The 26,681-nt window shown below is 72.1% G+C and carries 25 protein-coding genes; 16 read left to right on the top strand and 9 right to left on the bottom strand.

The window, feature by feature from the left end; all coding sequences use genetic code 11:
• Positions 1-39 precede the first annotated feature (39 nt).
• Positions 40-216: a hypothetical protein gene (locus ACZ42A_RS09160; RefSeq protein ID WP_468526538.1), complete on the top strand. Its 177-nt coding sequence runs from the start codon at positions 40-42 to the stop codon at positions 214-216.
• Positions 217-256: 40 nt separating this feature from the next.
• On the opposite strand, the gene ACZ42A_RS09155 is transcribed toward ACZ42A_RS09160, so the two are convergent.
• Complete coding sequence (locus ACZ42A_RS09155; RefSeq protein WP_468526537.1) at positions 257-811, bottom strand: hypothetical protein; 555 nt, start codon at positions 809-811, stop codon at positions 257-259.
• Positions 812-932: 121 nt separating this feature from the next.
• Between ACZ42A_RS09155 and tsaB the strand changes: the two genes are divergently transcribed.
• Genes tsaB through ACZ42A_RS09135 form a run of 4 tightly spaced genes read left to right on the top strand, consistent with a single transcriptional unit; the run spans position 933 to position 3,445 of the window.
• Entirely contained in the window at positions 933-1,586 is a 654-nt protein-coding gene (gene tsaB / locus ACZ42A_RS09150; RefSeq protein WP_468526536.1) for a tRNA (adenosine(37)-N6)-threonylcarbamoyltransferase complex dimerization subunit type 1 TsaB, read from the top strand.
• A gap of 29 nt (positions 1,587-1,615) precedes the next feature.
• Positions 1,616-2,101 (top strand): ribosomal protein S18-alanine N-acetyltransferase, encoded by a 486-nt coding sequence (rimI, locus tag ACZ42A_RS09145; RefSeq protein WP_468526774.1) that lies wholly within the window; start codon positions 1,616-1,618, stop codon positions 2,099-2,101.
• Positions 2,094-3,179: a tRNA (adenosine(37)-N6)-threonylcarbamoyltransferase complex transferase subunit TsaD gene (gene tsaD / locus ACZ42A_RS09140; RefSeq protein ID WP_468526535.1), complete on the top strand. Its 1,086-nt coding sequence runs from the start codon at positions 2,094-2,096 to the stop codon at positions 3,177-3,179. The genes rimI and tsaD overlap by 8 nt, the downstream gene beginning before the upstream one ends.
• Positions 3,176-3,445 carry a hypothetical protein gene (locus tag ACZ42A_RS09135; protein ID WP_468526534.1) on the top strand — a complete coding sequence of 90 codons (270 nt, stop codon included), beginning with the start codon at positions 3,176-3,178 and terminating at the stop codon, positions 3,443-3,445. The genes tsaD and ACZ42A_RS09135 overlap by 4 nt, the downstream gene beginning before the upstream one ends.
• Before the next feature lies 1 nt (position 3,446).
• Here the strand turns inward: ACZ42A_RS09135 and ACZ42A_RS09130 are convergent, their stop codons facing one another.
• The 4 genes from ACZ42A_RS09130 to ACZ42A_RS09115 are packed head-to-tail and all read right to left on the bottom strand — an operon-like array spanning position 3,447 to position 8,914.
• Positions 3,447-5,759 carry a beta-xylosidase/alpha-l-arabinosidase gene (locus ACZ42A_RS09130; protein WP_468526533.1) on the bottom strand — a complete coding sequence of 771 codons (2,313 nt, stop codon included), beginning with the start codon at positions 5,757-5,759 and terminating at the stop codon, positions 3,447-3,449.
• Positions 5,760-5,797: 38 nt separating this feature from the next.
• Positions 5,798-6,700: a carbohydrate ABC transporter permease gene (locus ACZ42A_RS09125; protein ID WP_468526532.1), complete on the bottom strand. Its 903-nt coding sequence runs from the start codon at positions 6,698-6,700 to the stop codon at positions 5,798-5,800.
• Between the two features lie 4 nt (positions 6,701-6,704).
• Entirely contained in the window at positions 6,705-7,586 is an 882-nt protein-coding gene (locus ACZ42A_RS09120) for a carbohydrate ABC transporter permease (RefSeq protein WP_468526531.1), read from the bottom strand.
• Positions 7,583-8,914, bottom strand: a complete 1,332-nt coding sequence (locus tag ACZ42A_RS09115; protein WP_468526530.1) for an ABC transporter substrate-binding protein — start codon at positions 8,912-8,914, stop codon at positions 7,583-7,585. The genes ACZ42A_RS09120 and ACZ42A_RS09115 overlap by 4 nt, the downstream gene beginning before the upstream one ends.
• A 119-nt stretch (positions 8,915-9,033) precedes the next feature.
• On the opposite strand from ACZ42A_RS09115, the gene ACZ42A_RS09110 reads away from it, so the two are divergent.
• The 5 genes from ACZ42A_RS09110 to ACZ42A_RS09090 all read left to right on the top strand — a co-directional run bounded on the left by ACZ42A_RS09110 (position 9,034) and on the right by ACZ42A_RS09090 (position 14,560).
• The gene (locus tag ACZ42A_RS09110; protein ID WP_468526529.1) at positions 9,034-10,104 is read left to right on the top strand and encodes a LacI family DNA-binding transcriptional regulator; all 1,071 of its coding nucleotides are present in this window, start codon (positions 9,034-9,036) and stop codon (positions 10,102-10,104) included.
• Positions 10,105-10,269: 165 nt separating this feature from the next.
• On the top strand, positions 10,270-11,628 hold the full coding sequence (locus ACZ42A_RS09105) for an endo-1,4-beta-xylanase (protein WP_468526528.1): 1,359 nt from the start codon (positions 10,270-10,272) through the stop codon (positions 11,626-11,628).
• A gap of 85 nt (positions 11,629-11,713) precedes the next feature.
• Entirely contained in the window at positions 11,714-12,769 is a 1,056-nt protein-coding gene (locus tag ACZ42A_RS09100) for an LCP family protein (protein WP_468526527.1), read from the top strand.
• A 131-nt stretch (positions 12,770-12,900) separates the two neighbouring features.
• Positions 12,901-13,257 (top strand): YciI family protein, encoded by a 357-nt coding sequence (locus ACZ42A_RS09095; RefSeq protein ID WP_468526526.1) that lies wholly within the window; start codon positions 12,901-12,903, stop codon positions 13,255-13,257.
• Positions 13,258-13,303: 46 nt separating this feature from the next.
• Positions 13,304-14,560, top strand: a complete 1,257-nt coding sequence (locus ACZ42A_RS09090) for an RNA polymerase sigma factor (RefSeq protein ID WP_468526525.1) — start codon at positions 13,304-13,306, stop codon at positions 14,558-14,560.
• A gap of 3 nt (positions 14,561-14,563) precedes the next feature.
• Here the strand turns inward: ACZ42A_RS09090 and ACZ42A_RS09085 are convergent, their stop codons facing one another.
• The gene (locus ACZ42A_RS09085) at positions 14,564-15,730 is read right to left on the bottom strand and encodes a class I SAM-dependent methyltransferase (RefSeq protein ID WP_468526773.1); all 1,167 of its coding nucleotides are present in this window, start codon (positions 15,728-15,730) and stop codon (positions 14,564-14,566) included.
• Between the two features lie 102 nt (positions 15,731-15,832).
• On the opposite strand from ACZ42A_RS09085, the gene ACZ42A_RS09080 reads away from it, so the two are divergent.
• The 4 genes from ACZ42A_RS09080 (at position 15,833) to groL (ending at position 19,814) form a co-directional block, all read left to right on the top strand.
• Positions 15,833-16,738 (top strand): polysaccharide deacetylase family protein, encoded by a 906-nt coding sequence (locus ACZ42A_RS09080; RefSeq protein ID WP_468526524.1) that lies wholly within the window; start codon positions 15,833-15,835, stop codon positions 16,736-16,738.
• Positions 16,735-17,517 carry a polysaccharide deacetylase family protein gene (locus ACZ42A_RS09075; protein ID WP_468526523.1) on the top strand — a complete coding sequence of 261 codons (783 nt, stop codon included), beginning with the start codon at positions 16,735-16,737 and terminating at the stop codon, positions 17,515-17,517. The genes ACZ42A_RS09080 and ACZ42A_RS09075 overlap by 4 nt, the downstream gene beginning before the upstream one ends.
• Positions 17,518-17,757: 240 nt before the next feature.
• Positions 17,758-18,066, top strand: a complete 309-nt coding sequence (groES, locus tag ACZ42A_RS09070; protein ID WP_055493212.1) for a co-chaperone GroES — start codon at positions 17,758-17,760, stop codon at positions 18,064-18,066.
• A 119-nt stretch (positions 18,067-18,185) separates the two neighbouring features.
• Positions 18,186-19,814 (top strand): chaperonin GroEL, encoded by a 1,629-nt coding sequence (gene groL, locus ACZ42A_RS09065; protein WP_468526522.1) that lies wholly within the window; start codon positions 18,186-18,188, stop codon positions 19,812-19,814.
• Between the two features lie 77 nt (positions 19,815-19,891).
• On the opposite strand, the gene ACZ42A_RS09060 is transcribed toward groL, so the two are convergent.
• Positions 19,892-20,602, bottom strand: coding sequence for an ester cyclase (locus tag ACZ42A_RS09060; RefSeq protein WP_468526521.1), 711 nt, complete (start codon positions 20,600-20,602; stop codon positions 19,892-19,894).
• A 67-nt stretch (positions 20,603-20,669) separates the two neighbouring features.
• Between ACZ42A_RS09060 and ACZ42A_RS09055 the strand changes: the two genes are divergently transcribed.
• Positions 20,670-24,071 carry a hypothetical protein gene (locus tag ACZ42A_RS09055; protein ID WP_468526520.1) on the top strand — a complete coding sequence of 1,134 codons (3,402 nt, stop codon included), beginning with the start codon at positions 20,670-20,672 and terminating at the stop codon, positions 24,069-24,071.
• On the opposite strand, the gene ACZ42A_RS09050 is transcribed toward ACZ42A_RS09055, so the two are convergent.
• Both ACZ42A_RS09050 and ACZ42A_RS09045 read right to left on the bottom strand, forming a co-directional pair.
• The gene (locus ACZ42A_RS09050; protein ID WP_468526519.1) at positions 24,022-24,807 is read right to left on the bottom strand and encodes an SDR family NAD(P)-dependent oxidoreductase; all 786 of its coding nucleotides are present in this window, start codon (positions 24,805-24,807) and stop codon (positions 24,022-24,024) included. The genes ACZ42A_RS09055 and ACZ42A_RS09050 overlap by 50 nt on opposite strands.
• 64 nt (positions 24,808-24,871) lie before the next feature.
• Positions 24,872-25,552 carry an MOSC domain-containing protein gene (locus tag ACZ42A_RS09045; RefSeq protein WP_468526518.1) on the bottom strand — a complete coding sequence of 227 codons (681 nt, stop codon included), beginning with the start codon at positions 25,550-25,552 and terminating at the stop codon, positions 24,872-24,874.
• Between the two features lie 80 nt (positions 25,553-25,632).
• Here ACZ42A_RS09045 and ACZ42A_RS09040 point away from each other — a divergent pair, with 80 nt between their 5' ends.
• Positions 25,633-26,529, top strand: coding sequence for a LysR family transcriptional regulator (locus ACZ42A_RS09040; RefSeq protein WP_468526517.1), 897 nt, complete (start codon positions 25,633-25,635; stop codon positions 26,527-26,529).
• The last annotated feature ends 152 nt before the right edge of the window (positions 26,530-26,681 follow it).

The following is a 26,681-nucleotide window of genomic DNA, read 5'->3' as shown; positions in this document are numbered from 1 at the left end:
ACCTAACTACGTCCGCCCCCAGGTCCCCAGGAGGCGTCCATGCCGGCCCCGGAACGAGACGAGACCCCGCCGCGCGTGGTGCCCGCGGTGTCCATGCGCGATCTGCTGGCGTCCTGCGCGGCGGCGACCGCCGTCTCCACGCCGCCCCGTGAGCCCCGCCGACCGGAGCAGGAACACGTGGTCCAGCGCGTGACCGGACACCGCGAGGCTGCGTAGTCCCCTACCGGGCGGAGTTCCCCTACCGGGCGGAGTCGCCCTAACGGATGACGACGATCTTCTGGCCGATCGTCGCGAACTTCCACATCGCGTCCCCGTCCGGGCGGGACTGCCGGATGCCGCCGGTCCGCGTCCGCGGGTCGGGCGGCGGGGTGGAGCCGTCCACCGCCGCGCTGAAACCGATGGTCACGCCCTCGACACTGGCGAAGCGGACGACGTGCTCGATGGCGGCGCCGTCGGAGCCGGTGATGCGCTTGGAGCGCGAGGTGACCGGGTAGACGCCGGGCGCCGGGTCGACGGTGCTCGGGGTGACCTCGAAGGTGCGCAGCACCTTGTTGCCGGGGCCGACGAGCCACACCCGGTTGTCGTCCAGCGAGTACACCACCCGCTCCCCGGCGCCGGAGCCGCCCGGCAGCGCGGTGGGGTGCCGGCTGTCCCGGGGCGCCTTCGACACGGCCGCCACGGGCTTGCCGCCGGTCTGCGGACGGCCCAGCTCGGCCGGGACGTTCGCCGACGCCTGATAGGCGAGGTACCCGACCGTCGCCATCGCCGCCGCCGTCAGTCCGGTCACGATTCCGGCGCTGGTGCCGGCCATGGGCGCCCACCTCCGCGTCGTATGTCCACAGACGTACCGTAACGGGAGGTGACGGTAGCAGTCGGGGGGCCGGGTGACCGGGACTTCCGACACGGGCCCCGGGGAGCCGTAGGCTGTTGGCGTGCTCTTGCTCGCTCTGGATACCGCCACCCCCGCCGTCACCGTCGCCCTGCACGACGGCACGGATGTCATCGCCTCGTCCAGCCAGGTGGACGCGCGCCGGCACGGCGAGTTGCTGCTGCCGGCCGTCGACCGGGTGCTCGCCGAGGCGGGGCTCGCGCTGGATGCCGTGACCGGCATCGTCGTAGGGACCGGGCCCGGTCCGTACACCGGGCTGCGCGTCGGTCTGATGACCGCCGACACCTTCGGGCTCGCCCTCGGCGTCCCCGTGCACGGTGTGTGCACCCTCGACGGCCTCGCCTACGCCACCGACCTGGAGGGCCCCTTCGTCGTGGCGACCGACGCCCGGCGCAAGGAGGTCTACTGGGCGCGGTACGCGGACTCCCGCACCCGGGTGACCGACCCGGCCGTCGACCGGCCCGCCGACATCGCCGAGCAGGTCAAGGGCCTGCCCGCGGTCGGCGCCGGGGCGCTGCTGTACCCGGACACCTTCCCCAGCGCGCACGAGCCCGAGCATGTCTCCGCCGCCGCGCTCGCCTCCCTGGCCGCCCGCAGACTGGCCGCGGGGGAGGAGCTGCCCGCGCCCCGGCCGCTGTATCTGCGCCGGCCCGACGCCCAGGTCCCCAAGAACTACAAGGTGGTCACCCCGAAGTGACCGGCACCCCGTACCCCCGACTGCGCGAGATGCGCTGGTGGGACATCGACCCCGTACTCGGACTGGAGCGGGACCTCTTCCCCGAGGACGCCTGGTCGCGGGGCATGTTCTGGTCCGAGCTGGCCCATGCGCGCGGGCCCGAGGCGACCCGGCGGTACGTCGTCGCCGAGGTCGCGGCGGAGGGCGGCGGCCGGATCGTCGGCTACGCGGGCCTCGCCTCCGCCGGTGACATCGGCGACGTCCAGACCATCGCCGTCGCCCGCGACCACTGGGGCACCGGACTCGGCGCCCGGCTGCTCACCGAACTCCTGCGGGCCGCGTCCGCCTTCGAGTGCGCCGAGGTGATGCTGGAGTGCCGGGTCGACAACGTGCGCGCCCAGAAGCTCTACGAGCGCTTCGGCTTCGAACCCATCGGCTTCCGGCGCGGCTACTACCAGCCCGGCAACATCGACGCCCTGGTGATGCGCCTGACCGACCCCGCAACCTCCGTACAAGGAACCGAGATCAATGGCTGACGAACCTCTCGTCCTCGGCATCGAGACCTCCTGCGACGAGACCGGCGTCGGCATCGTCCGCGGCACCACCCTGCTCGCCGACGCCGTCGCCTCCAGCGTCGACGAGCACGCCCGCTTCGGCGGTGTCGTCCCCGAGGTCGCCTCCCGCGCCCACCTGGAGGCGATGGTGCCCACCATCGACCGCGCGCTGAAGGAGGCCGGCGTCAGCGCGAAGGACCTCGACGGCATCGCGGTCACCGCCGGACCCGGCCTCGCCGGCGCGCTCCTCGTCGGCGTCTCCGCGGCCAAGGCCTACGCCTACGCGCTCGGCAAGCCGCTCTACGGCGTCAACCACCTCGCCTCCCACATCTGCGTCGACCAGCTGGAGCACGGCCCGCTGCCCGAGCCGACGATGGCGCTGCTGGTCAGCGGCGGGCACTCGTCGCTGCTGCTGTCCTCCGACATCACCTCCGACGTCCGCCCGATGGGCGCCACCATCGACGACGCGGCCGGCGAGGCCTTCGACAAGATCGCCCGGGTGCTGAACCTGGGCTTCCCCGGCGGCCCGGTCATCGACCGGTATGCGCGCGAGGGCGACCCGGAGGCGATCGCCTTCCCGCGCGGCCTCACCGGCCCGCGCGACCCGGCGTACGACTTCTCCTTCTCCGGCCTGAAGACGGCCGTGGCCCGCTGGATCGAGGCCAAGCGGGCGGCGGGCGAGGAGGTGCCGGTGCGGGACGTGGCGGCCTCCTTCCAGGAGGCGGTCGTGGACGTGCTCACCCGCAAGGCCGTACGGGCCTGCAAGGACGAGGGCGTCGACCACCTGATGATCGGCGGCGGCGTGGCGGCCAACTCCCGGCTGCGGGCGCTCGCCCAGGAGCGGTGCGAGGCGGCCGGCATCCGGCTGCGGGTGCCCCGCCCCAAGCTGTGCACCGACAACGGCGCGATGGTCGCGGCCCTCGGCGCCGAGATGGTCGCCCGCAACCGCTCCGCCTCCAGCTGGGACCTGTCGGCGGACTCCTCCCTGCCGGTGACCGACCCGCACGTCCCCGGGCACGACCACGTGCACGAGGTCAGCAAGGAGAACCTGTACTCGTGACGGTCGCGCTGATGTGGGAGGCGCGGGCGGTCCCCGGGAAGGGCGAGGAGCTGCTGGAGTGGGCCCGGGTCCAGGAGCTGACCCCGGCCCCGCAGCGCCGCGAGACCTTCCGCGCGCCGCAGGACCGGGTGCTCGTCATCACCTGGTGGGATGCCGCCTACGACGCCGAGCTGCCCGAACTGCCGGAACCGTCCGGTGAGTTGGTGACCCGGGCCGTGCACCGGTGGCGGTTCGAGTCGTTGGGGGCCGCGCCCGCGGGAGGGTGACTCAGGCCGGCGGCCGCACCTCCGTCTCGCAGCGCAGAACCCGGTCCGGGCCCAGTACCCGCTCCGGTCCGGTCAGCGTCAGCTCCGCGGTGTGCCGTACGTCCGTGCTGGACGCCGCCAGGCGGAGCTGGAGGGCGCCCGGTTCGACCACGCGGCGGCCGGTGCGGTCGGTGAACGCCGACAGGTCGGCGGCGAAGCGGAAGGTCACGCGGGCCGCCTCACCGGGGTCGAGGGGAACGCGCTGGTAGCCGACCAGGCGCACGTCCGGGCGGGTGACGCTGGCGACCGGGTCGTGGAGGTAGAGCTGGACGACCTCGGCGCCCGCGCGGTCGCCGGTGTTGCGGACGGTGACGGAGAGGTCGTACGAGCCGTCCGTGCCGATCTCGGGGGTGCCGCCGGTGATGTCCTCCCAGGTGAACGCGGTGTACGAGCGGCCGTGGCCGAAGGGGTACAGCGGGGTCGGGTCGAGGTTGCTGACCTCGCCCGCCAGGCCCAGCGGCGGCTGGAGGTACGTCCACGGCTGGCCGCCGGGGTCGCGGGGCACGCTCACCGGGAGCCGGCCGGACGGGTTCACCCGGCCCGACAGCACGCCCGCCACCGCCGGGCCGCCCTCCTCGCCGGGGAAGAAGGCCTGGACGACCGCGCCGAGCCGGCCGTCCCAGCGGCCGAGGGCGTAGGGGCGGCCGGTGAGCAGGACCAGGACGACCGGGACGCCGGTCGCGACCAGGGCGTCCAGCAGCTCGCCCTGCACGCCGGGAAGCCGGAGGTCCAGGGCGTCGCAGCCCTCGCCCGACGTGCCCCGCCCGAACAGGCCCGCCCGGTCGCCGAGCACGGCCACGCAGACGTCGGCCTCGGCGGCACGGGCCACGGCCTCCGGGAAGCCGGAGGTGTCGGGGTCGTCCACCCCGCAGCCCTCGGTGAACGTCACCTTCGCGTCGGGGAGTTCCGTGCGCAGGGCCTCCAGGAGCGTCGGGATCTCGATGCCCATGGGGATCTCGGGGTGCTGGACGCCCACGTGGGAGGGGAAGGAGTAGCAGCCCAGCATGGCCAGCGGGTCGGCGGCGCGGGGGCCGACGACCGCGATCCGGGTGTCGGGGGACAGCGGCAGCAGGCCGTCCGGGTTGGACAGCAGCACCACCGACTCCTCCGCGAGGCGGCGGGCCAGGGCGCGGTTCGCCGCCGAGTCCAGGTCGATGGGGCCGGCCGGCTCGGGCGTCCAGTCCTCGTCGAGCAGCCCCAGTTCACACTTCTGGGCCAGGACCCGTCGGGCGGCGCGGTCGATCAGCTCCTCGGGGACCTCGCCCGCCCGGACCGCCTCCAGCAGAGGCGTGCCGTAGCACTTCACCGTGGGCAGCTCCACGTCGATGCCGGCCGTGAGCGCGGCGTGGGCGGCCTCGGCGTCGGTGCCGGCGACGCGGTGCAGGGTCTGGAGGAAGCCGACGGCGAAGTAGTCGGCCACCACCGTGCCGGTGAAGCCCCACTGGTCGCGCAGCAGATCGGTGAGCAGGCGCGGGTCCGCCGAGGCGGGCACGCCGTCCGTCTCGGTGTACGCCGCCATCACCGAGCGGGCGCCGCCCTCGCGCAGCGCGTGCTCGAACGGCGGCAGGGTCACGTCCGCGAACTCCCGCACACCCGCCCGCACAGGCGCCAGGTTGCGGGCGCCCGCCGAGGAGGCGTACCCGGCGAAGTGCTTCAGCGTGGCGACGACCCCGGCCGACTCCAGGCCGCGTACGTAGGCCGCGCCGACCGTGCCGACCAGGTACGGGTCCTCGCCGATGGTCTCCTCCACCCGGCCCCAGCGCAGATCCCGTACGACGTCCAGGACCGGGGCGAGGCCCTGGTGGACGCCGACCGAGCGCAGGTCCTCGCCGATGCGCCGGGCCATCTCCTCCACCAGCGCCGGGTCGAAGGACGCGCCCCAGGCCAGCGGGACCGGGTAGGCGGTCGCGCCCCACGCGGTGAAGCCCGCGAGGCACTCCTCGTGCGCCAGCGCCGGGATGCCGAACCGGCCCGCCTCGGCGATCCGGCGCTGGGCGCGGGCCAGGGAGCGGGCTCCGGTCTCGGGATCGACGGGGGCGGTGCCGAAGGGACGGGTGAGCTGGCCGAGGCCGTGGCTGATCAGCTCCGCCCATGTCTCGTCGGAGTACTCGACGGTCATGTCGTGCTGGTGCGGGGCGACACCGGCCCCGTCCGTGGCGGCGCCCACCCACACGCCGTACAGCTGGGCGGTCTTCTCTTCCAGGGTCATCCGGGAGAGCAGGTCCTCGACGCGGGCGGCGACGGAAAGGGCGGGGTCACGCCAGGGGGTGGTCATGAAACTCCTGTCGGTAAGGGAGGGTTCGAAAGGCCGCTTCACTTGCCGCCCACGCCCATCAGGCCGCTGACGAGGGCGCGGCGGGCCACCAGGTAGACGGCGAAGATCGGGATGCCGGAGAGGACGACCGAGGCGAGCAGCGCGGGGACGTTGACCCCGAACTGGCTGACGTAGTTGAAGAGTCCGAGGGTGAGGACCCGGGGGTCGTCCGACTGGGTGAAGATCAGCGGGAAGAGGAAGCCGTTCCAGGCCTGGAGCGCTGAGTAGATCACCACCGTGCTGATGCCGCCCTTGGCCAGCGGGATCACCAGCTGGAACAGCATCCGCAGCGAGGAGGCGCCGTCCAGGGCCATCGCCTCGTACAGCTCCTCCGAGATGTCCCGCAGGGTGCCGGTGAGGACGAGCACGGACACCGGCATCGCGAAGGCCGCCGTCGGCAGGATCACCGCGGGCAGGGTGTCGTAGAGGTTGAGCTTGGCGATCAGCAGGTACAGCGGGACGACAACCGCCTGCGCGGGGATCGCCACGCCCAGCAGGAAGAGCCGGAACGCGGCGCCCGACCAGCGGTTGCCGGTACGCACCGCCACGTACGCCAGCGGCACGGCGAGCACCAGAACGAGGCCGACCACCGCCACCGCGACGATCGCCGTGTTGGCGAGGAGATGGCCGAAGCCGCTGTTCAGGACGGTGTTGTAGTTGTCGAGGGTGGGGTCGGACGGGGGCTTGAGCGGGTTGCCGGTGAGGGACTGGTCCTGGCTGGTCAGCGAGGCGGAGAGCATCGCGTAGACCGGGACGAGGACGACCACCAGCCAGATCAGGGAGCCGAGGCCCGCGACCGGGTTGGGGCGTTTCGTCCAGTGCCGCCGGCGGCGGGGCGTCTGCCGCGGCGGTCCGGCGGGCTCGCGGAGCTTGGCGGGACGCGGCAACGTATCGTGTGACACTCCGTCACATCCCTTCGCGGGTACTGCGCATGGTGCCGAAGCCGGTCAGCCGGACCAGCAGCAGGGAGAGCCCGGTGGCCGCCAGGACCAGGAAGGACGCGATGGCGCTGGCGTAGCCGAAGTCGTACGACTTGAAGCCCGCCTCGTACATCAGGTACGGCAGGATCGCCGTGTCCGTGCCGGGGCCGCCCTTGGTGAGGATCAGGACCGTCTCGAAGTACGTCAGCGAGCCGACGACGATCAGCACGCTGGACGTGGTCACGGTGTGCCGCAGCTGCGGCAGGGTGATCGAGAAGAACTGGCGGTAGCGGCCGGCGCCGTCGATGGCCGCCGCCTGGTAGAGCACCGCGGGGATCTGCCGGGCGCCGCCCTGGTAGATCAGCGTGTGCAGCGGCATGAACTGCCAGCCGCCGACGAACACGATCGCGAGGAACGCGCCGCTGGACGAGCCGAGGGTGTCCTTCTGGATGATGCCGAAGTTCGGGTCGAGCAGGGCGTAGAACAGCACCGCGATGGCGGTGGAGGACAGCAGCAGCGGGACGAAGAAGATCGCGGAGAGGACCGCCCGGTTGCGCTGCGGGCCCGCCGCCCAGACGCCGAGGAGCAGGGAGACGACCGTCTGGAAGAGCCAGGAGCAGACCGTCAGCAGGACCGTCAGCCACAGGGACTGGGTGATCCGCGGGTCGTCGAGGAGCTTCTGCCAGTTGTCGAGGCCGACCAGGCGGGGGTCGCCCAGGCCGTCCCACTCGGTGAAGGAGAGATAGAAGGCCAGCGCCATCGGGACGACCGCGAAGAACGCGAAGAAGAGCACCCCGGGCAGGGCCCAGGCGGCGTGTGGACGCCCGACCCGAGCCCTTCCGGAGAGTCTGGTGGACGTGCCGCTCACTTCAGCCCCTTGCAGGCCGCCACGAACTGGCTCGGCGACGACTTCCCCGCGAACAGCTTGCCGATCTCGGTGTGCATCTTGGTGCCCAGCTCGTCGCCGAGCGCCTGGTCCCAGGAGAGGGTGAAGGCGGGCGCCTCCTCGACCATCTGGTACTGGAACCGGGCGTACTCGGGGTTGGGCGCGTCGCCGAGCAGCAGGGCCGCGTTCGACGTCGTCGGTACGTCGCCGTTGGCCACCAGGTCCTTGGCGTACGCCCGGGACGCGCACTCCTTCAGGAAGGCGATCGCCGCGTCCTTGTTGCGGGTGCGGGCGTTGATCGACCAGTAGTTGGTCGGGTTGCCGACCACGTTGCGGGCGTCGCCGGTGCCGCCCTCGATCTTCGGGAAGGGTGCCCAGCCGAGGTGCTTCTTCGCGAAGTCCGGGAACTTGCCGAGCTGCGTGGAGTACTCCCAGGAGCCCATCAGGTGCATCGCCGCCTTGCCCTTGGCGAAGACGGCGGGGGCGCCGCCGTTGACGTACGACACCGAGGTGAACTTCGAGCCGAAGGCGCCGTCGTCGACCAGCTCCTTGACCATCTCGGCGGCCTTCAGCACCGCCGGGTCGCCCCAGCCCTCGGCGTCGCCGTCCTGGATGCGCTTGAAGACCGCCTCGCCGCCGATCCGGTCGACCAGGTACTCCAGCCACATCAGCTCCGGCCAGATGTCGGAGCCGCCGAGGGCGAACGGGGTGATGCCCGCCTTCTTCAGCTTGCCGTTGATGTCCAGCAGCTGGTCCCAGGTGGTGGGCGGGGTGAGCTTGTGCTCGGCGAAGACGGACTTGTTGTAGAAGAGGACCACCGGCTGCATGCCGCGCATGGGGATGCCGTAGTGGCGGCCGTCGAGGTCGCCGGACGCGAGGACGGAGGGCAGGAAGCCGTTCTTCAGGACCTTGTCGTTCTCGATGATGTCGGTGAGGTCGACGAGCTTGTCGGCCTCCACGTACGGCCTGATGGACCCGCCGCCCCAGTTGAAGAACACGTCCGGGGCGCTGGGCGAGCCCATGGCCGTGCGCAGCTTGGGGGAGTAGTCCGAGCCGGGGACCTTCTCCAGCTTGACCTTGCCGCCTGCCTTCTTCGCGGCGGCCGACTTGTTGAAGCGGTCGACGGCCGCCTGCTGGACCTTCACCGCGTCGTCGCCGTAGACGAAGGCGGTGATGGTGCCGCCGCCGCTGCCGGAGCCGCCGCCGGAGCCGCAGGCGGACAGACCGGTGGTGAGCAGGGTGGTGGCGCCGGCGCCGAGCACCCAGCGTCTGCTGAACGAACGTCCGCCGGTGGACGTGTGGGACCCCATGGCAGCAACCTCTCGGCTTGCGTTTCTGCGAATGTTTCGGGCTCGATATCGAATGTTCCGGGAACGTAAGACGCCGCGCGGGGTCCGTCAAGGGGGCGTGCAGGGATACGATCGCGGGCATGACTCCACCGGAACGCGCTCAAACCCAGACGGCACGGCGGTCCACCCAGACCGCGACACTCGCGGAGATCGCCCGCGAGGCGGGGGTGTCCGCGCCGACTGTTTCGAAGGTCCTCAACGGGCGGGCCGATGTCGCCCCGGCGACCCGCAACCGGGTGGAGGAGCTGCTGCGCGCCCACGGCTACCGGCGACGGCGGGCCGAGGCCACCCGGTCGCCGCTGATCGACCTGGTCTTCCACGAGCTGGAGAGCGCGTGGGCACTGGAGGTCATCCGGGGCGTGGAGAACGTGGCGCGGGACGCCGGGCTGAGCGTGGTGCTGTCCGAGAGCGCGGGGCGGCTGAGCCCCGGGCGCACCTGGGCCGACCAGGTCGCCGCGCGCCGGCCGCACGGGGTGATCCTGGTGCTGTCCGAGCTGGACGAGTCGCAGCGGGCGCTGCTGACGAGCCGGTCGATCCCGTTCGTGGTGATGGACCCCGCCGGTGATCCGGGGTCCGACGTGCCGTCGATCGGTGCGACGAACTGGCAGGGCGGGCTGGCCGCGACCCGGCATCTGGTCGACCTCGGCCACCGGCGGATCGGCGCGATCAGCGGGCCGACGCGGATGATGTGCAGCCGGGCCCGGATCGACGGCTACCGGGCGGCGCTGGAGACCGCCGGGGTGCCGGTGGACCCCTCGCTGATCAAGGCCGGCGACTTCCATCACGAGTCCGGCTACCGGCTGGGCCTGGAGCTGCTGCGGCAGCCGGACCGGCCGACGGCCGTCTTCGCGGGGAACGACCTCCAGGCGCTCGGCCTCTACGAGGCGGCGCGGGAACTGGGGTTGCGGGTGCCGGAGGACGTGAGCGTCGTCGGCTTCGACGATCTGCCGGTCGCCCGGTGGGTGGGGCCGCCGCTGACGACCGTACGGCAGCCGCTGACCGAGATGGCGGAGGCGGCGGCGCGGCTGGTGCTGGAGCTGGGGCGGGGGGAGGAGGGGGCGCCGGCGGCTACGCGGGTGGAGCTGGCGACGAGTCTGGTGGTGCGGAGCAGTACGGCTGCGGCGGCGGGGGCCGCTGAAGCCGGTCACTGAAGCCGCGGGCATGCGTGCCGCCTGGGGCGGCACGGGTGGCACCCCAGGCTGCCCGCGGCCAAAGCGGCCTGGCCGGAAGTCGCCCTATTGACGCCCCGCCTCCCTCACCCCAACACTCCTCCGCAGCCAATCGGTTATACAACCGAAACTTTCGGAGGCACCCGCATGAGATCTCTGAGAACCGGCTTCTCCCTGGCGTCGGCCGTCGCCGGCGTCGCCGCGACCCTCGGCGCCCTGCTCGCCGCCGCCCCCGCCGCACACGCCGCCGACGTGCCGTTGCGCGACCTCGCCGACGCCAAGGGCAAGATCATCGGCACCGCGGTCACCGGCTCCAAGCTCACCGGCACCTACGGCGAGATCGCGGGCCGGGAGTTCAACTCCCTCACCCCCGGCAACGCCATGAAGTGGGAGTCGGTGGAGCCCAGCCGCGGCACGTACAACTGGGCCGAGGCCGACCAGATCGTGAACTTCGCCCAGGCCCACGGGCAGGAGGTCCGCGGCCACACCCTGGTCTGGCACAGCCAGAACCCGCGCTGGCTGACCGAGGGCTCCTTCACCCCGGCCGAGCTGCGCACCATCCTCCAGGACCACATCACCACCGAGGTCACCCGGTACAAGGGCAAGCTCTCCGCCTGGGACGTCGTCAACGAGCCCTTCAACGAGGACGGCACCTACCGGCAGACGCTCTGGTACGACAACCTCGGCGTCGACTACATCGCCGACGCCCTGACCTGGGCCCGCGCCGCCGACCCCAGCGCCAAGCTGTACATCAACGACTACAACGTCGAGGGCGTCAACGCGAAGAGCACCGCCCTGTACAACCTGGTCAAGTCCCTGAAGGAGCGCGGCGTCCCGATCGACGGCGTCGGCCTCCAGGCCCACCTGATCCTCGGTCAGGTGCCGTCCACCTTCCAGCAGAACATCCAGCGCTTCGCCGACCTCGGCGTCGACGTGGCCATCACCGAGCTGGACATCCGGATGCAGCTCCCGGCGACCGAGTCGAAGCTGGCCCAGCAGGCCGCCGAGTACAAGGCGGTCATGAACGCCTGTCTCGCCGTCGCCCGCTGCACCGGCGTCACCGTCTGGGGCTTCACCGACTCCGACTCCTGGATCCCGGACGTCTTCGACGGCTACGGCGCGGCGACGCCGTACGACGAGAACTTCGCGCCGAAACCGGCGTACTACGCCATCTCCGAGTCGCTCGGCGGCAGCGGCCAGCCCGGCCCCGGCAACGGCTGCAAGGCGACGTACACCATCGTCAACCAGTGGAACAACGGCTTCACCGGACAGGTGCGGATCGACTGTGAGGGCACCGCGCTGACGTCCTGGCGGGCCGACTGGACGTTCGCCGCAGGCCAGCGGATCAGCCAGGCCTGGAACGCGAACTGCGTCCAGACCGGCACAGCGGTCAGTTGCTCGAACATGTCCTACAACGGGTCTGTCCCGTCGGGCGGTTCGGTGACGTTCGGGTTCAACGCCACGTGGAGCGGGAGCAACCCGGTGCCCGTGGTGACCCTGGGATGAGTCCCGGCCGCGGAATCTGAGATTTTCCCAAGAAAAGCCGCCCTGGCGTTCCTGCTCGTAATAATTCGGACTTACGTTCCTGTCCGTGGCGGGACTTGACGAACACGGGGACGAGGGCAGACCAGTGGGCCGGCGGTCACGCTTCCTGAGGACCGCCGGCCTCACCCTCGCCGTCCTGCTGGTGCTGGGCGCCGGTGCGGCCGGCTGGGCCTACTGGCAGCTCAACGACAACATCACCAGCGTCGACATCAACAGCGCCCTGGGCGACGACCGTCCCCCCAGGGCGCTGACCACCCCGTCGCCCGCCTCGGGCGCGTCCGCCTCCCCACTGCCCAGCGGGGCGCTGAACATCCTCGTCCTGGGCTCGGACTCCCGCGACGGCGCCGAGAACCGGAGGCTGGGCGGCGGCGCGGGCGGCAGCGCCCGGTCCGACACCGCGATGGTCGTCCACCTCGACGCGGGGCGCACCGCGGCCACCGTGGTGAGCATCCCGCGCGACACCCTGGTCACCCGGCCGTCCTGCCCCCTGCCGGACGGCGGCGAGTCGGCCGAGGCGTACGGCGCGATGTTCAACAGCGCGTACACGGTGGGCGGCCCGGTGTGCGCGGTAAAGACGGTGGAGTCACTGACCGGCGTCCGCATGGACCACTACATGGAGATCGACTTCGCGGGCTTCGCACGGCTGGTCGACGCCCTCGGCGGGGTCACCGTCACCACCGAGGAGGACATCGACGACGACCAGAGCCATCTGCGCCTGGACGCCGGCACCCACCACCTCGACGGCGAGCAGGCCCTGGGCCTCGCCCGCACCCGGCACGGCATCGGCGACGGCAGCGACCTCGGCCGTATCGGACTCCAGCAGACCCTCGTCAAGGCGCTTCTGGAACGGATCGCGGACGTCGGCCTGCTCACCGACCCGGCGCGGCTCTACGAGGTCGCCGACGCGGTCACCGGCAGCCTCACCACCGACACCGGCCTCGACTCGCTCGGCGAACTGATCGACCTGGGGCAGAGCCTGCGGGGCCTGTCGGCGGACCAGGTCACCACGCTGACGATGCCGGTCGTCCCGGCGCCCTCCGACCGCAACCGGGTGGTGACGGACGAGCCGGAGGCGGGGGAGCTGTGGGAGACGCTGCGCTGAGCGGAGCCGTGCGGAAAAAATCTTCGAGGAATTTCGGCGAGCGTGTCGATCCGCGTGTCTCCCGATCGACGCAAGGGTGAGAGGCCGGGAAGGACCCGGCACCCGCCACCGATTCGATCCGAGGAGTCACCATGCCCCGCTACCTGTCGCTGATCCGCGTCGACGAGAACAACGCCCCTGAGGAGGGCCCGAGCCAGGACCTGATGGAGCGCATGGGCGCGCTGATCGAGGAGATGACCAAGGCGGGTGTCATGCTCGACACCGCCGGGCTCACGCCGACCGCGCAGGGCACCCGCGTGCACTGGGAGGGCGGCGAACTGTCCGTCACCGACGGGCCGTTCACCGAGGCCAAGGAGGTCATCGGCGGCTACGCGCTGATGCAGTGCAAGGACCGGGCCGAGGCCCTGGAGTGGACGAAGCGGTTCCTGAAGATCCACGAGCCGCACTGGACGATCACGTGTGAGCTGCGGGAGGTCGCCGAGGGCTGAGCGCCCTCCTTGGACGTATCGCCGCTGGGGTGTCTGATGGTGGGCTGTGACCGCACAGCCCACCGCCGACGCCACCCGTCAGGCCATCGACACCGTCTTCCGCCTGGAGTACCCGAGGGTCGTCGCCGTCGTCGCCCGCGTCGTCCGGGACGTCGGCATCGCCGAGGAACTCGCGCAGGACGCCCTGGTCGCCGCGCTGGAGCAGTGGCCTCGGGAGGGGGTGCCGGACAACCCGGGCGCCTGGCTGACGACCGCCGCCCGGCGCCGCGCCGTCGACCTGGTCCGCCGCCGCGAGACGTACGCCCGCAAGCTCGCGGAGATCGGCCGGGACCTCCCGGAGGCGGCGCCGCCCGTGGAGCCGGCCGGCCCCGACGACATCGACGACGACCTGCTCCGCCTGGTCTTCACCACCTGCCACCCGGTGCTGTCCGCCGACGCCCGCACCGCCCTCACCCTGCGCCTGCTCGGCGGCCTGACCACGGCCGAGATCGCCCGCGCGTTCCTGGTCCCGGAGCCGACCGTCGCCCAGCGGATCGTCCGCGCCAAACGCACCCTGGCCGCGAAGAACGTCGGCTTCGAGGTGCCGTACGGCCCCGACCGCGCGGCCCGGCTCGGTTCGGTCCTCGACGTCATCTACCTGATTTTCAACGAGGGGTACGCGGCCACCGCCGGCGACGACTGGCTGCGCCCGTCCCTGTGCGAGGACGCCCTGCGGCTGGCCCGCGTGCTCTCCGCGCTGATGCCGAAGGAGCCCGAAGTGCACGGCCTGACGGCCCTGCTGGAGTTCCAGGCGTCCCGCACCGCCGCCCGCACCGGCCCGCACGGCGAGCCCGTCCTGCTCAGGGACCAGAACCGCCGCCGCTGGAACCGCATGCTCATCGCCCGCGGCGCGGCCGCCCTCGCCCGCGCCGAGGCCACCTCCGACGGCCCACCCGGCCCGTACGCTCTCCAGGCCGCGATCGCCGCCTGCCACGCGCGCGCGTACACCTACGAGGAGACCGACTGGCAGGCCATCGCCACCCTGTACACCCTGCTCGCCGCCCGCACCCCGTCCCCGGTCGTCGAGCTGAACCGCGCGGTGGCCGTGTCGATGGCGGAGGGGCCCGAACCGGCCCTGGAGATCGTCGACACCCTGGAACCCGCCCTGCGCGACTACCACCTGCTCCCCAGCGTCCGCGGCGACCTCCTGGCCCGCCTCGGCCGTACGACGGAGGCGCGGGCGGAGTTCGAACGGGCCGCGTCGCTCACCGGCAACGAACGCGAACGTCAGCTGCTGAAGCGTCGGGCCGAGGAGTGCGGCTAGGCCCTAGGCGGGGTGCCCGAGCAGCATCGTCGGCGCCCCCGCCACCCGGGTGAGGAACACGGTCACCGCGCCCGTCCCGTGCGGCTTCGGCAGTACCTTGCGGCGCAGCTCCTCCGGTTCGACGGCCGAGCCCCGCTTCTTGACGGTCAGTGTCCCCACCTGCCGTTCCCGCAGCAGTGCCTTCAGCTTCTTGGCGTTGAAGGGGAGGTGGTCGGTGATCTCGTACGCCGTGGCGTACGGCGTGGGGCGCGGTTCGTCGGCCGTGACGTACGCGATGGTCGGGTCGAGCAGCCCGCCGCCGACCTCCTCGGCCACCTCGGCGACCAGATGCGCCCGGATGACGGCACCGTCCGGCTCGTAGAGATACCGCCCGACCGGACGCACGGCCGGGTCGGCGAGGCCGCGGCCGGTCAGCGTGCGCGGCCCGGGCAGCAGGGTGGCCCGCACCAGCCCGGGCGCGGTGCCGAACCACAGCACCGCCTCCTTCACGTCCCCGCCGTCCGAGATCCACTCGGCCTCGGCGGTGTCCGGGACCGCCTCGTGCGGGATGCCGGGCGCCACCTTGAGGGCGGCGTGCGGGGCCCGCCGGGCGGCCTCGACGGCCCAGGACAGCGGCGGCGAGTAGGCCTCGGGGTCGAAGATGCGGCCGCGGCCGCCGCGCCGGGCCGGGTCGACGAACACGGCGTCACAGCCGCCCGTGTCGACCTCCGTGACGTCCGCCTCCCGCACCTCGATCAGGTCCGCGAGGCCCAGCTCCTCGGCGTTCGCCCGGGCCACCGCCACGGTCACCGGATCCCGGTCCACGGCGAGCACCCGGATCCCGGCCCGGGCCAGCGCGATCGCGTCCCCGCCGATCCCGCAGCACAGGTCGGCGACGGAGGTGACGCCCAGCTCCCGCATCCGCCGCGCCCGGTACGCGGCGACGCTCGCCCGGGTCGACTGCTCGACCCCGTGGGGCGTGAAGAACATCCGCCCCGCGTCCTCGGCCCCGAACTTCGCCACCGCCCGCTGCCGCAGCCGCGCCTGCCCGAGGGCGGCCGAGACCAGTTCGGCCGGGTGCTCGCGGCGCAGCCGGGTGGCGACGGCGAGTTCGTGCGCGGGGTCGGTGCCGCGCACCTCGTCGAGGAGGGCGGCGCCCTCGGGGGTGCGCAGGGTGTTCAGGTCGTTCACCGGGTTGTCCACGGGCTCATTGTCGGCCAGTCGGTGGATGGTGCGCCGCCGGTGGCGGTGTCGCCCGGGGAACGCGGGTGACGGCTGGGAAGATCCGGCACCATGCGACTAGTAGTACAAAATGACAAAAGCGGGGCGTATGGCGTCCGTCTTCGCGCGGGCGCCGCCGTCCTCGCCGCCGCGGCGATCGTCTCCGGCTGTGCCCTGGGCGGCGACGCGACGAATGTCGGCCCCGCCGCGGGCCAGCAGCCGCCCCACGGGGCATCCGGCGAGACGCCCGACTCCTACGCCTCCCGCGCCGCCGCCGCGCGGCGCTGGGGCCTGAAGCAGGTCCCGCTCACGGCCCCGCCGCCCCCGGCGAAGAAGCCCAGGATCACCACCCGCGCGGGCTTCGAGGTCGACGACCACGAGGAGCTGGGCCTCCCGCCCGTCTTCACCACCGTCCCGACCAAGCACAAGATCGTCTTCCTCACCATCGACGACGGCGCCGAGAAAGACCCGGCGTTCCTGCGGATGATGAGCGACCTGAAGGTCCCGTACACCGCCTTCCTCAGCGACTACCTGGTCAGCGAGGACTACGGCTACTTCGAGCGCATGCAGAACGGGGGAGTCCGGCTGAACAACCACACCCTCCGCCACCCCTACATGCCCGGACTGTCCTACGCCCGTCAGAAGCACGAGATCTGCGGCATGCAGGACGTCATCGAGGAGCGCTACGGCAAGCGCCCGCTCCTCTTCCGCCCGCCCTTCGGCAACTACAACCGGGACACCCTGCTGGCCGCCAAGGCCTGCGGGGTGACGCACGTGCCCCTGTGGAACGAGGAGGTCTTCGTCGACCGCTGGGAGTACCGCGAGTGGGACCGGCGCATCCATCCCGGCGACATCGTCCTCAGCCACTTCCGCGGCCTGAACGACTGGGACGGCACCATGCCCGACATGATCCGCCGGTTCCTGGACAAGGTCACCGCCGAGGGATACGCCGTGGCCCGCCTGGAGGACTACCTGTGAGCCCGCGCCGGGCCACCGGTCCGGCCGTGGCCCTCCTCCTGCTGCTGGCCGGCTGCACGGCGGCCGGGGGAGGCGCGCCGGGCCCGGCGGCCGACCGCCCGGCCCCCTCCGCTCCGCCCCACCTGCGCTGGGGTCTGGCCGCCCCGCTGTCGCCGCCCCCCAGGCCGACCGTGCGGCCCGCCCTGCCCACGACCGCCCTCCCGCCGGTCGTGGACCGCGTCCGCACCCGCGACAGGGTCGTCTTCCTCACCTACGACGACGGCGCCGAGAAGGACCCGCGCTTCGTCGACCTGGTCCGCGAACTGCGCCTGCCGGTCACCATGTTCCTCACCGACAGCGTCGCCGGCCCCGGCTACGGCCACTTCGCGCGCCTGCGCGCGGTCGGCGCCGGCCTGCAGAACCACACCCTCGACCACGCCGCGCTGCGCGGTCTGCCGTACGCCGGCCAGCGCGCCGAGATCTGCGGCCAGCAGCACAAACTCCACGCCCGCTTCGGCGTCCGCCCCCACCTCTTCCGCCCGCCCTACGGCACGTACGACACCACCACCCTGCGCGCGGCGGCGGACTGCGGCGTCCGCGCGGTGGTCCTCTGGCGCGCCACCATGGCCGCCACCGACCTCGCCTTCGCCACCGGGACGCCCCGCCTGCGCCCCGGCGACATCATCGCCGTCCCGGCGACCGAGACGCTGACACCGACGCTGAAAGAGCGGACCGTACGGCTGCTGCGCCGGATCCAGGAAGAAGGGCTGACCGTGGGGCGGCTGGACGACTACCTGTGAGCGCGGCGCTCGGCGCGCTGCGGAACCGCGGGTTCACGCACCGCTTCGGCCGACGCGCCGTCGGCAATTGGCACTCCGCTTGACCGAGTGCTAATCGCGGTCATAGTCTCGGCTCTGGCACTCCCCCTGGGAGAGTGCCAACAAAGCGACGGGCAGGTCCGGCACCCGCGACGACGGATCGACCTGGTCGCCACCTCAGACAGTTAACCCCGTGAGATCTCCGAAGGGGGAGGTCGGATCGTGACGACCGCCAGCTCCAAGGTTGCCATCAAGCCGCTTGAGGACCGCATCGTGGTCCAGCCGCTGGACGCCGAGCAGACCACGGCCTCTGGCCTGGTCATTCCGGACACCGCCAAGGAGAAGCCCCAGGAGGGCGTCGTCCTGGCCGTGGGCCCGGGCCGCTTCGAGAACGGCGAGCGCCTCCCGCTCGACGTCAAGACCGGCGACATCGTGCTGTACAGCAAGTACGGCGGCACCGAGGTGAAGTACAACGGCGAGGAGTACCTCGTCCTCTCGGCTCGCGACGTCCTCGCGATCATCGAGAAGTAAGTCGTCACCTCGACGCATTTCGCTCTGAGCTGCGCCCCTGGCCCCCGCGACCGATAAGAAGCCGGGCGCCTGGGGCGCAGTCGCTTTCACCCACAGATTTCGAGAGGGCTCCCGCTGTCATGGCGAAGATCCTGAAGTTCGACGAGGACGCCCGTCGCGCCCTCGAGCGCGGCGTCAACAAGCTTGCCGACACGGTCAAGGTGACGATCGGCCCCAAGGGCCGCAACGTCGTCATCGACAAGAAGTTCGGCGCTCCCACCATCACCAACGACGGTGTCACCATCGCCCGCGAGGTCGAGGTCGAGGACCCGTACGAGAACCTCGGTGCCCAGCTGGTGAAGGAGGTGGCGACCAAGACCAACGACATCGCTGGTGACGGCACCACCACCGCCACCGTCCTGGCCCAGGCGCTGGTCCGCGAGGGCCTGAAGAACGTCGCCGCCGGTGCCTCCCCGGCCGCCCTGAAGAAGGGCATCGACGCCGCGGTCAAGGCCGTCTCCGACGATCTGCTGGCCACCGCCCGCCCGATCGACGAGAAGTCCGACATCGCCGCCGTCGCCGCGCTGTCCGCCCAGGACCAGCAGGTCGGCGAGCTGATCGCCGAGGCGATGGACAAGGTCGGCAAGGACGGTGTCATCACCGTCGAGGAGTCCAACACCTTCGGCCTGGAGCTGGACTTCACCGAGGGCATGGCCTTCGACAAGGGCTACCTGTCGCCGTACTTCGTGACGGACCAGGAGCGCATGGAGGCCGTCCTCGACGACCCGTACATCCTCATCCACCAGGGCAAGATCTCCGCCATCGCGGACCTCCTGCCGCTGCTGGAGAAGATCATCCAGTCGAACGCCTCCAAGCCGCTGCTGATCATTGCCGAGGACGTGGAGGGCGAGGCCCTCTCCACCCTCGTCGTCAACAAGATCCGCGGCACCTTCAACGCCACCGCCGTGAAGGCCCCGGGCTTCGGCGACCGCCGCAAGGCGATGCTCCAGGACATGGCGGTCCTCACCGGCGCCACGGTCATCTCCGAGGAGGTCGGCCTCAAGCTCGACCAGGTCGGCCTGGACGTGCTGGGCACCGCCCGCCGCGTGACGGTCACCAAGGACGACACGACCATCGTGGACGGCGCCGGCAAGTCCGAGGACGTCCAGGGCCGCGTCGCCCAGATCAAGGCCGAGATCGAGAACACCGACTCCGACTGGGACCGCGAGAAGCTCCAGGAGCGCCTCGCGAAGCTGGCCGGCGGCGTGTGCGTGATCAAGGTCGGCGCCGCCACCGAGGTGGAGCTGAAGGAGAAGAAGCACCGTCTGGAGGACGCCATCTCCGCGACCCGCGCCGCGGTCGAGGAGGGCATCGTCTCCGGTGGTGGCTCCGCGCTCGTCCACGCGGTGAAGGTCCTCGAGGGCAACCTCGGCAAGGAGGGCGACGAGGCCACCGGTGTCGCCGTCGTCCGCAAGGCCGCCGTCGAGCCGCTGCGCTGGATCGCCGAGAACGCCGGCCTGGAGGGCTACGTCATCGTCTCCAAGGTCGCCGAGCTGGAGAAGGGCAGCGGCTACAACGCCGCCACCGGCGAGTACGGCGACCTGGTCAAGCAGGGCGTCATCGACCCGGTGAAGGTCACCCGCTCCGCCCTGGAGAACGCCGCCTCCATCGCCTCCCTCCTCCTCACGACCGAGACCCTGGTCGTCGAGAAGAAGGAAGAGGAGGAGCCGGCCGCGGGTCACGGCCACGGCCACGGCCACGCGCACTGACGCACCGCCTCACAGGAAGGCCCGGCACCCCACGGTGCCGGGCCTCCCCGTTTCCCCTCGCGGGCCCTACGCCCCGCTCACCTCTCCATCTCCTCGAAGACCCCCAGCTGCTCCATCAGCCCCAGCCGGTCGTACTCCCACCAGCCCTCGACGAGCTTCCCGTCCCCGCTGCACCGGAAGACGGTCGTACCGCTCATCGAGACTTCCTTCCCGGTGGCCGGAATCCCCAGGAACTCGCCCTTGTGCCGGCCCTTCCAGAACCAGCGCGCGCACACCCGGTCGCCCTCGGCGATCAGATCCTCGATGCTGAAGCGGAAATCGAACCCGTCCCGCCAGACCCGGATCTGCCGCCGCATGTGGTCCATCCCGATCGCGTCCTCCAGATTCGCCGGATCGTGATCGTGATAGTGCTCCGCCATCACCTCGTCCAGCGGCGGAGGCTCACTCCCGGGCGTGGCCAGCAGCTCGAAGAAGCGCCGCACGGTCGTGGTGAACAGCTGCTCGTCGCGCACCACGTCCAGATCCGTGAACGTCGGCATCTCGTCGCAGAGCGCGACCATCTCCCGGAAGATCCGGTCCGTCTCAGGGAGCTCGGAATTCCGCATCGCCTCCTCGTACGACGGAAACTCCACGATCTCGATGAAGTGCGACGCGTCCGACCGGTCCTTCCCGATCACACTGTGCGTCGCGGTCCGTTTCCCCTTGGTCTGCTCGACCCACTTGTCCATCAGCCGGTTCATCTCGTCGAACCGGTTGGTTTTGCAGTCGATGAGCTGTACGAAGGTCATGGTGCCGCCTCCGGCCCTCCGGGTCCGGGTGATCAGCACCATTGTCCTCCTTTGGCATCATGACGGCATGCGTTGGTGGGGGAAACGCTCGGTGGCCGCGGGCCGCGACATCGGGGTGGCGGTCACGGGAGACCACAACCACGTCCAGCTCGCCCCGCCGGTCCGGTCCGCCTACGCGGAACAGGTGCGGCGTATCGCCCCGGCACGACTCCTCGACCGCGACCCGGAGTTGGCCGATCTGGCGGCCTTCTGCACGTCCGACTCCGGCCCGGCGTACACCTGGTGGCGCGCCGAGGCCTGGGCCGGCAAAACGGCACTGCTGTCCTGGTTCACTCTCCATCCCCCGCGCGGCGTGCGCCTCGTCCCCTTCTTCGTCACGGCCCGCCTCGGCGCGCAGAACGACGTCACGGCCTACGTCGACGTCGTCCTGGAACAGCTCGCGGAGCTGGCCGGCGAGGCCCTGCCCGCCCACCTCACCGAGGCGACCCGCGAGGCCCACCTCCTCCACCTCTACGGCGCCGCCGCACGCACCTGCGAGGCGCGCGGCGAACGCCTGGTCCTCCTGGTCGATGGCCTCGACGAGGACCGCGGCGTCACCACCGGCCCCGACGCCCACAGCATCGCCGGCCTGCTGCCCGCCCGCCCCGAGGCGGGGATGCGCGTGGTGGTCGCCGGCCGCCTCAACCCGCCCCTCCCCGGCGACGTCCCCACCGACCACCCCCTGCGCGACCCCGCGATCATCCGCACCCTCACCCCCTCTCCCCACGCCCAGGTCATCCGCACCGAGGCGGAACGCGAACTGAAGCAGCTGATCGCGGTGGGTGGCCTCGACCACGAGCTGCTGGCCCTGGTGACCGCCGCGGGCGGCGGCCTCACGGCGGACGACCTGACCGAGCTGACCGGGGCGGTGGCCTACCGGGTCCGGGACGCACTGCGCACCCGCACGGGGCGGACCTTCGCGGTGCGGGCGGGTGTGTATCTGCTGGGGCACGAGGAGCTTCAGGCGCAGGCGGTGGAGATGCTGGGGGAGGCGGAGCTACGCCGCTGCCGCGACCGCCTGGCCGCCTGGGCCGGCGCATGGCGGGAGCGCGGCTGGCCGGAGGAGACACCGGAGTACCTGCTGCGGGGCCACTTCCGCATGCTGCGGGCGGCGGACGACGTGGCGGGCATGGCGGAGTGCGCCCTGGACGCCGTACGCCACGACCGGATGCTGGAGGCGACGGGCGGGGACGCGGCGGCGCTCGGGGAGATCCGGGAGACGGCGGAGCGGGTGGCCGGTGCGGAGCCCGTCGATCTGTTGCTGCTGCTACGCCTGGCCAGACAGCGGACCCGACTGCGGGACCGGAACTTCGCGATCCCGGCGGAACTCTGCGTTGCGTGGGTGCATGTGGGGCAGCCGCAGCGCGGCGAGGCGCTGGCGCGGGCCATCCCGGGACGCCCTACCCGGGCCAGGGCCCTCGCCGAGATCGCCGCTGTCACGGCGGACCGCTCTTACGCCCGCGCGCTGCTCGCGGAAGCGGAGGCCGAGCTGGCGGCCGGCGGAGTGCGGCCGCAGGACGCCAACCTGGGCGGGGCGAGGCGTGCGATCGTCCGGGCGACCGCGCTGCTCGGGCAGTACGAGCGGGCGGAAGCGATGGTGCGAGCTCCCGCCGACCACGATGAACGGAGCATGCTGGTCGTCGAAATGGTCGACGCGTGGGCGGTGGCGGAACGGTTCGACCGGGCGGAGGCCCTGGCCCGGGAGGCCGGACCGTCGGCACTGGCGCGCTGCGCGGGGCATCTCGCGCGCGCTGGGCGACGTACTCAGGCGGACCGCCTCTTCGGCGAGGTCGAGGAACTGGCCGAGGACGACGTTTCCGACGGCGTGGTGCGGGAGCTGGCCCGGGCCGGGGAACTGGAGCGGGCGCGCAGACTTGTCGATGCGGTGGCCGAGCAGGAGTACGACGTCTCGGGCCTGATCTGCGTGCTGGTGTCCGCACTGGCGAACGCCGGTGACTTTGACGCGGCGGAGGCGCTGCTGTCGGACATCGTGGACTACACGTACCTGTGGCTCGGGGTGGGTGCGATCGCTCGGGCGTTGGCGGCACACGGACGCGTCGACGAGGCGGAGGAGACGGTCCGGAGCATTGACGAGGACGACGTCCGCAAGAGCACCCTGAGGGGCGTGGTGAGCGAACTGACCGCCGCCGGACGGCTCGACCGGGCTGAAGCCCTCGCCGACGCCCTCGACGGCCGGGGTGCCGTCGGCGCGCTGGCCCGTGGGGTCATCGCTCTCCTCACGGAGTCCGCCGCCCCGGCGGGTACGTCGATGGCGTGGGCGGCGGGCCTGCTCTCTCGTGCGGAGGCGCGGGCTCGGCGGCCATCGGCAGGGCGCGCCGCCTGGGAACGGGCGCAGCTCTCGGAGTGTCTGCGCGAGGCCGGACACGACCACGCGGCCAGGGCCGTCCTCGCCCGGGTCGAGGACCTGCTGCCGCCCGCACCTGACCTGGACGAGGCCGCCGAAGTCCTGTTCGACTACGAGTCGATCGCCGTGTGGGTGGCGGACGCGCTGGCCCGCGCCGGGGAGTTCGGCCGGGCGGAAGCCCTCGTCGCCACCTGCACCGATCTCAGCGCGCAGCAGGGCGTGCTGTCGTCGGTCATCCGTGGGCTGACCGAGGCGGGCGCGTACGACCGCGCCGAGGCGGTCGTCCAAGTGAGCGACGAGCTGTTCTCGGACGAACTCGCCGCTGACCTGGCGCGAGACTTCGCGCACACCGGACAGCTGGACCGGGCCCTGCGCGCTGCCGAGCGCATCGGTGAGCCCGGCCGCCGAAGCAGCGTCCTGGCTTCGATCGCCTCCGCTCTGGCTGCCGAGGGAGAGGCCGAGCGGGCGGGCGAACTGCTGGTCGCCGCCCCACCGAAAAGCGCTCCGCGTACGGAACTCTGGCTCTCCGACGACTCGCTGCGGAACGAGCTGCTCCTGCGCCTGGAACGGCTGCGAGCCCTGCATGCCCTGGCCCGATACGCCGCGGTGGCCGAAGAGGCCGACGCCGCGATGCATTTCGTACAGGAGACCGGACGAGGAACTGACGATCTCCTGCACACTCTTGTAGAGATCGGCCACTGCGAGCGTGCCGAACGGTTCGTCCAGGGCCTCGTCCCAGCAGCCCGTCGCGCCCGCGCGGAGGACACCCTGGTCGAAGCTCTGGTGGCCGCCGGCGATATCGACCGCGCGATCCGCCGCGCCCGCGTCGACACCGCCCCGGAGGACGTCAGCCTTGCCGCCGCCATGGCCTTGGCCCCTGTCGTCGCCCCCGATCTCGGTCGCAGGCTGGCCGTGCACGTACTGCTGGGCGACAACAGCTGGCTCGACGGCCTGACCGCCGCCGCCCGCCTGGACCCGCGAGTCGTCCCCTACGTGGTCGAGTCGGTGAGCCCCGCTACCGCGCCTGGTGCTCCGGCCCGTACTTCCGCCCCGCCTTGGAGCTGATCCCCCCGAGCATCCCCCGCGGCACCAGCTTCGTCGCGCCCATCAGCACCTTGTAGCGCGGGTCCGGGATGGACAGGGTCTTGCCGCGGGCCAGGTCGGCCAGTGCCGCAGCGACGAGTTTGTCCGCGTCGAGCCACATCCAGTTGGGGATGTTGTCCGTGCCCATCCCGGCCCGCTGGTGGAACTCGGTGCGGACGAAGCCGGGGCAGAGGGCCATGAGGCGTACGCCGCTGCCGGCCAGGTCCTTCGCGGCGCCCTGGGTGAACTGCACGACCCACGCCTTGGAGGCGCCGTACGTCCCGCGCGGGAGGAACGCCGCGACGGAGGCGACGTTGATCACGCCGCCCCGCCCGCGCTCCCGCATCGCCTCGGTCGCCGCCGAGGTCAGCCGCAGTACGGCCTCGCAGTGCACCTTGAGCATCATCAGCTCGTCGGTCATCGGTACGTCGAGATAGCGGCCCTTGTGGCCGAAGCCCGCGTTGTTGACCAGCAGGTCGACGGGGTTCTTGCGATCGGCGAGCCGCGCGGCGACCGCCTCGATGCCGTCGTCCGCCGCCAGGTCCGCCGTCAGCACCTCGGCCTCGATGCCGTGCCGGTCGTGCAGTTCGGTCGCCTGCTCCCGCAGGCGCTTGGTGTCCCGCGCCACCAGGACGAGGTCGTGCCCGTCAGCCGCCAGCCGCCGTGCGAAGGCGGCGCCGATTCCCGCGGTCGATCCCGTAATCAGAGCCGTTGTCATGCAGCAAGGGTAGTGACCCGGACGGACGGCGTCCGTTCTCCGTGACGACCGTTCAGAAGCTGTGTCACGGGGCTTGGTTCCGCCCGTGTTTCGCCACATACGTCCGCGCCGTCTCCAGCAGCTCCGGATGCAGCGCCTCGCCCGCCGCGAGCAGCCGCGGCAGCAGTTCCCGCTCGGTGGTGACCGCGCGGAACTGGAGCGCGACCGTGACGTCGTGGCCGGGACGGTGGACGATCTCGACGGCGTCGCCCGCGCGGATCTCCCCGGGCTCGATCACCCGCAGATACGCCCCGGGCGCCGCGCGCCGCGTGAACCGCTTGACCCAGCCCTGTTCCCCCATATGGCCCTGGAAGGTACGGCAGGGAATCCGCGCGGAGGTGACCTCCAGGACCACCTGGGGGCCGATCCGCCAGCGCTCGCCGATCAGGGCGCCGGAGACGTCGAGGCCCGAGGTGGTCAGGTTCTCGCCGAACGCGCCGTTGGCCAGCGTGCGGCCCAGCTCGCGCTCCCACGCGTCGAGGTCCTCGCGGGCCACCGCGTACACGGCCTGGTCGTCGCCGCCGTGGTGCTGCTTCTTGCACACCGCGTCTCCGGCCAGCCCGCTCCCGCCGATGCCCTTGGGCCCCGGCGCCGCCACCCGTACCGGCCCGTCCGTCGGGTGCTTGTCGATGCCGGTCACGCCGTCCGGATTGTCGGTGTAGGGCACGGTCCGCGCCTGGCCCAGGTTCACTGACAGCAACCTCATGGCGGCACGGTAGGCCGGACCGAACCAAAGCGGCGACTCATTATTCGGCGCCGTACCCAAGCTTCCCTTATGCTGGAGGGGTGATCGAAGCTCGTCATCTGCGCGTGCTGCGCGCCGTCGCCGCCACCGGCTCCTTCTCCGCGGCGGGGCGCGAACTGGGCTGCACCCAGCCCGCCGTCAGCCAGCAGATGAAGGCCCTGGAGACATCCGTGGGCACCCCGCTGCTGGTGCGCACCGGGCGGGAGATGCGGCTGACGCAGGCGGGCGAGGCGCTGGTGCGGCACGCCGCCGGGATCCTCGCCGGGCTCACCGCGGCCGAGGAGGAGGTCGCCGCGATCGCGGGCCTGCGGGCCGGACGGGTGCGGCTCGTGTCCTTCCCGAGCGGCAGTTCCACCCTCGTCCCCACCGCCCTCGCCGCGCTGCGCGCCGCCCACCCCGGCACCCGGGTCTCCCTGGAGGAGGCCGAGCCGCCGCGGTCCGTGGAGATGCTGCGCGAGGGCGACTGCGACATCGCGCTGGCCTTCCGGTACGAGGGGGCGGCGGGCGCCGAGGAGTGGGACGACCTGGTCGTACGGCCGCTGCTGACCGACCCGCTGGTCGGTCTGGTCCCCGAGCGCCACCGGCTCGCCCGCGCGGCCTCCGTGCCCATCGCGGAACTCGCCGACGAGCCCTGGATCGCGGGCTGCCCGCGCTGCCGCGGCCAGCTGGTCGAGGTCTGCGAGAGCGCCGGATTCACGCCCCGCATCGACTTCGCCACCGACGACTATCCGGCGGTGGTGGGCCTGGTGAGCGCCGGCCTCGGCGTGGCCGTGCTGCCCCAGCTCGCGATCGAGTCCGTACGGCCGAGAGGGGCGCGGACGGTGGCGCTGGAGCCGGCGGTGCGGCGGGAGGTCGTCGCGCTGACCCTGCCCGATCTGGCACAGGTGCCGGCCGTGGCGGCGACGCTGGACGAGCTGGGGCGGGCTGCGGCGCGTTGACGCGCTGAACAGGTGCCGCGACGTAAACAGCTGCCGGTGGCGTGAACGGGTGCCGGTGGTGTGAACGGGTGCCGGGGCGCAGGGGAAGGCTGTCGGCCGTGGGCGACGGCTGTGGGGTCGAAATCGAGGGGCACGCGCGCGCGTGCCCTTTG

It is taken from the genome of Streptomyces sp. NPDC030838, from assembly GCF_055572035.1.
The sequence above is the reverse complement of the archived record's forward strand: the minus strand, read 5'-3'. Positions and strand labels throughout refer to the sequence as shown.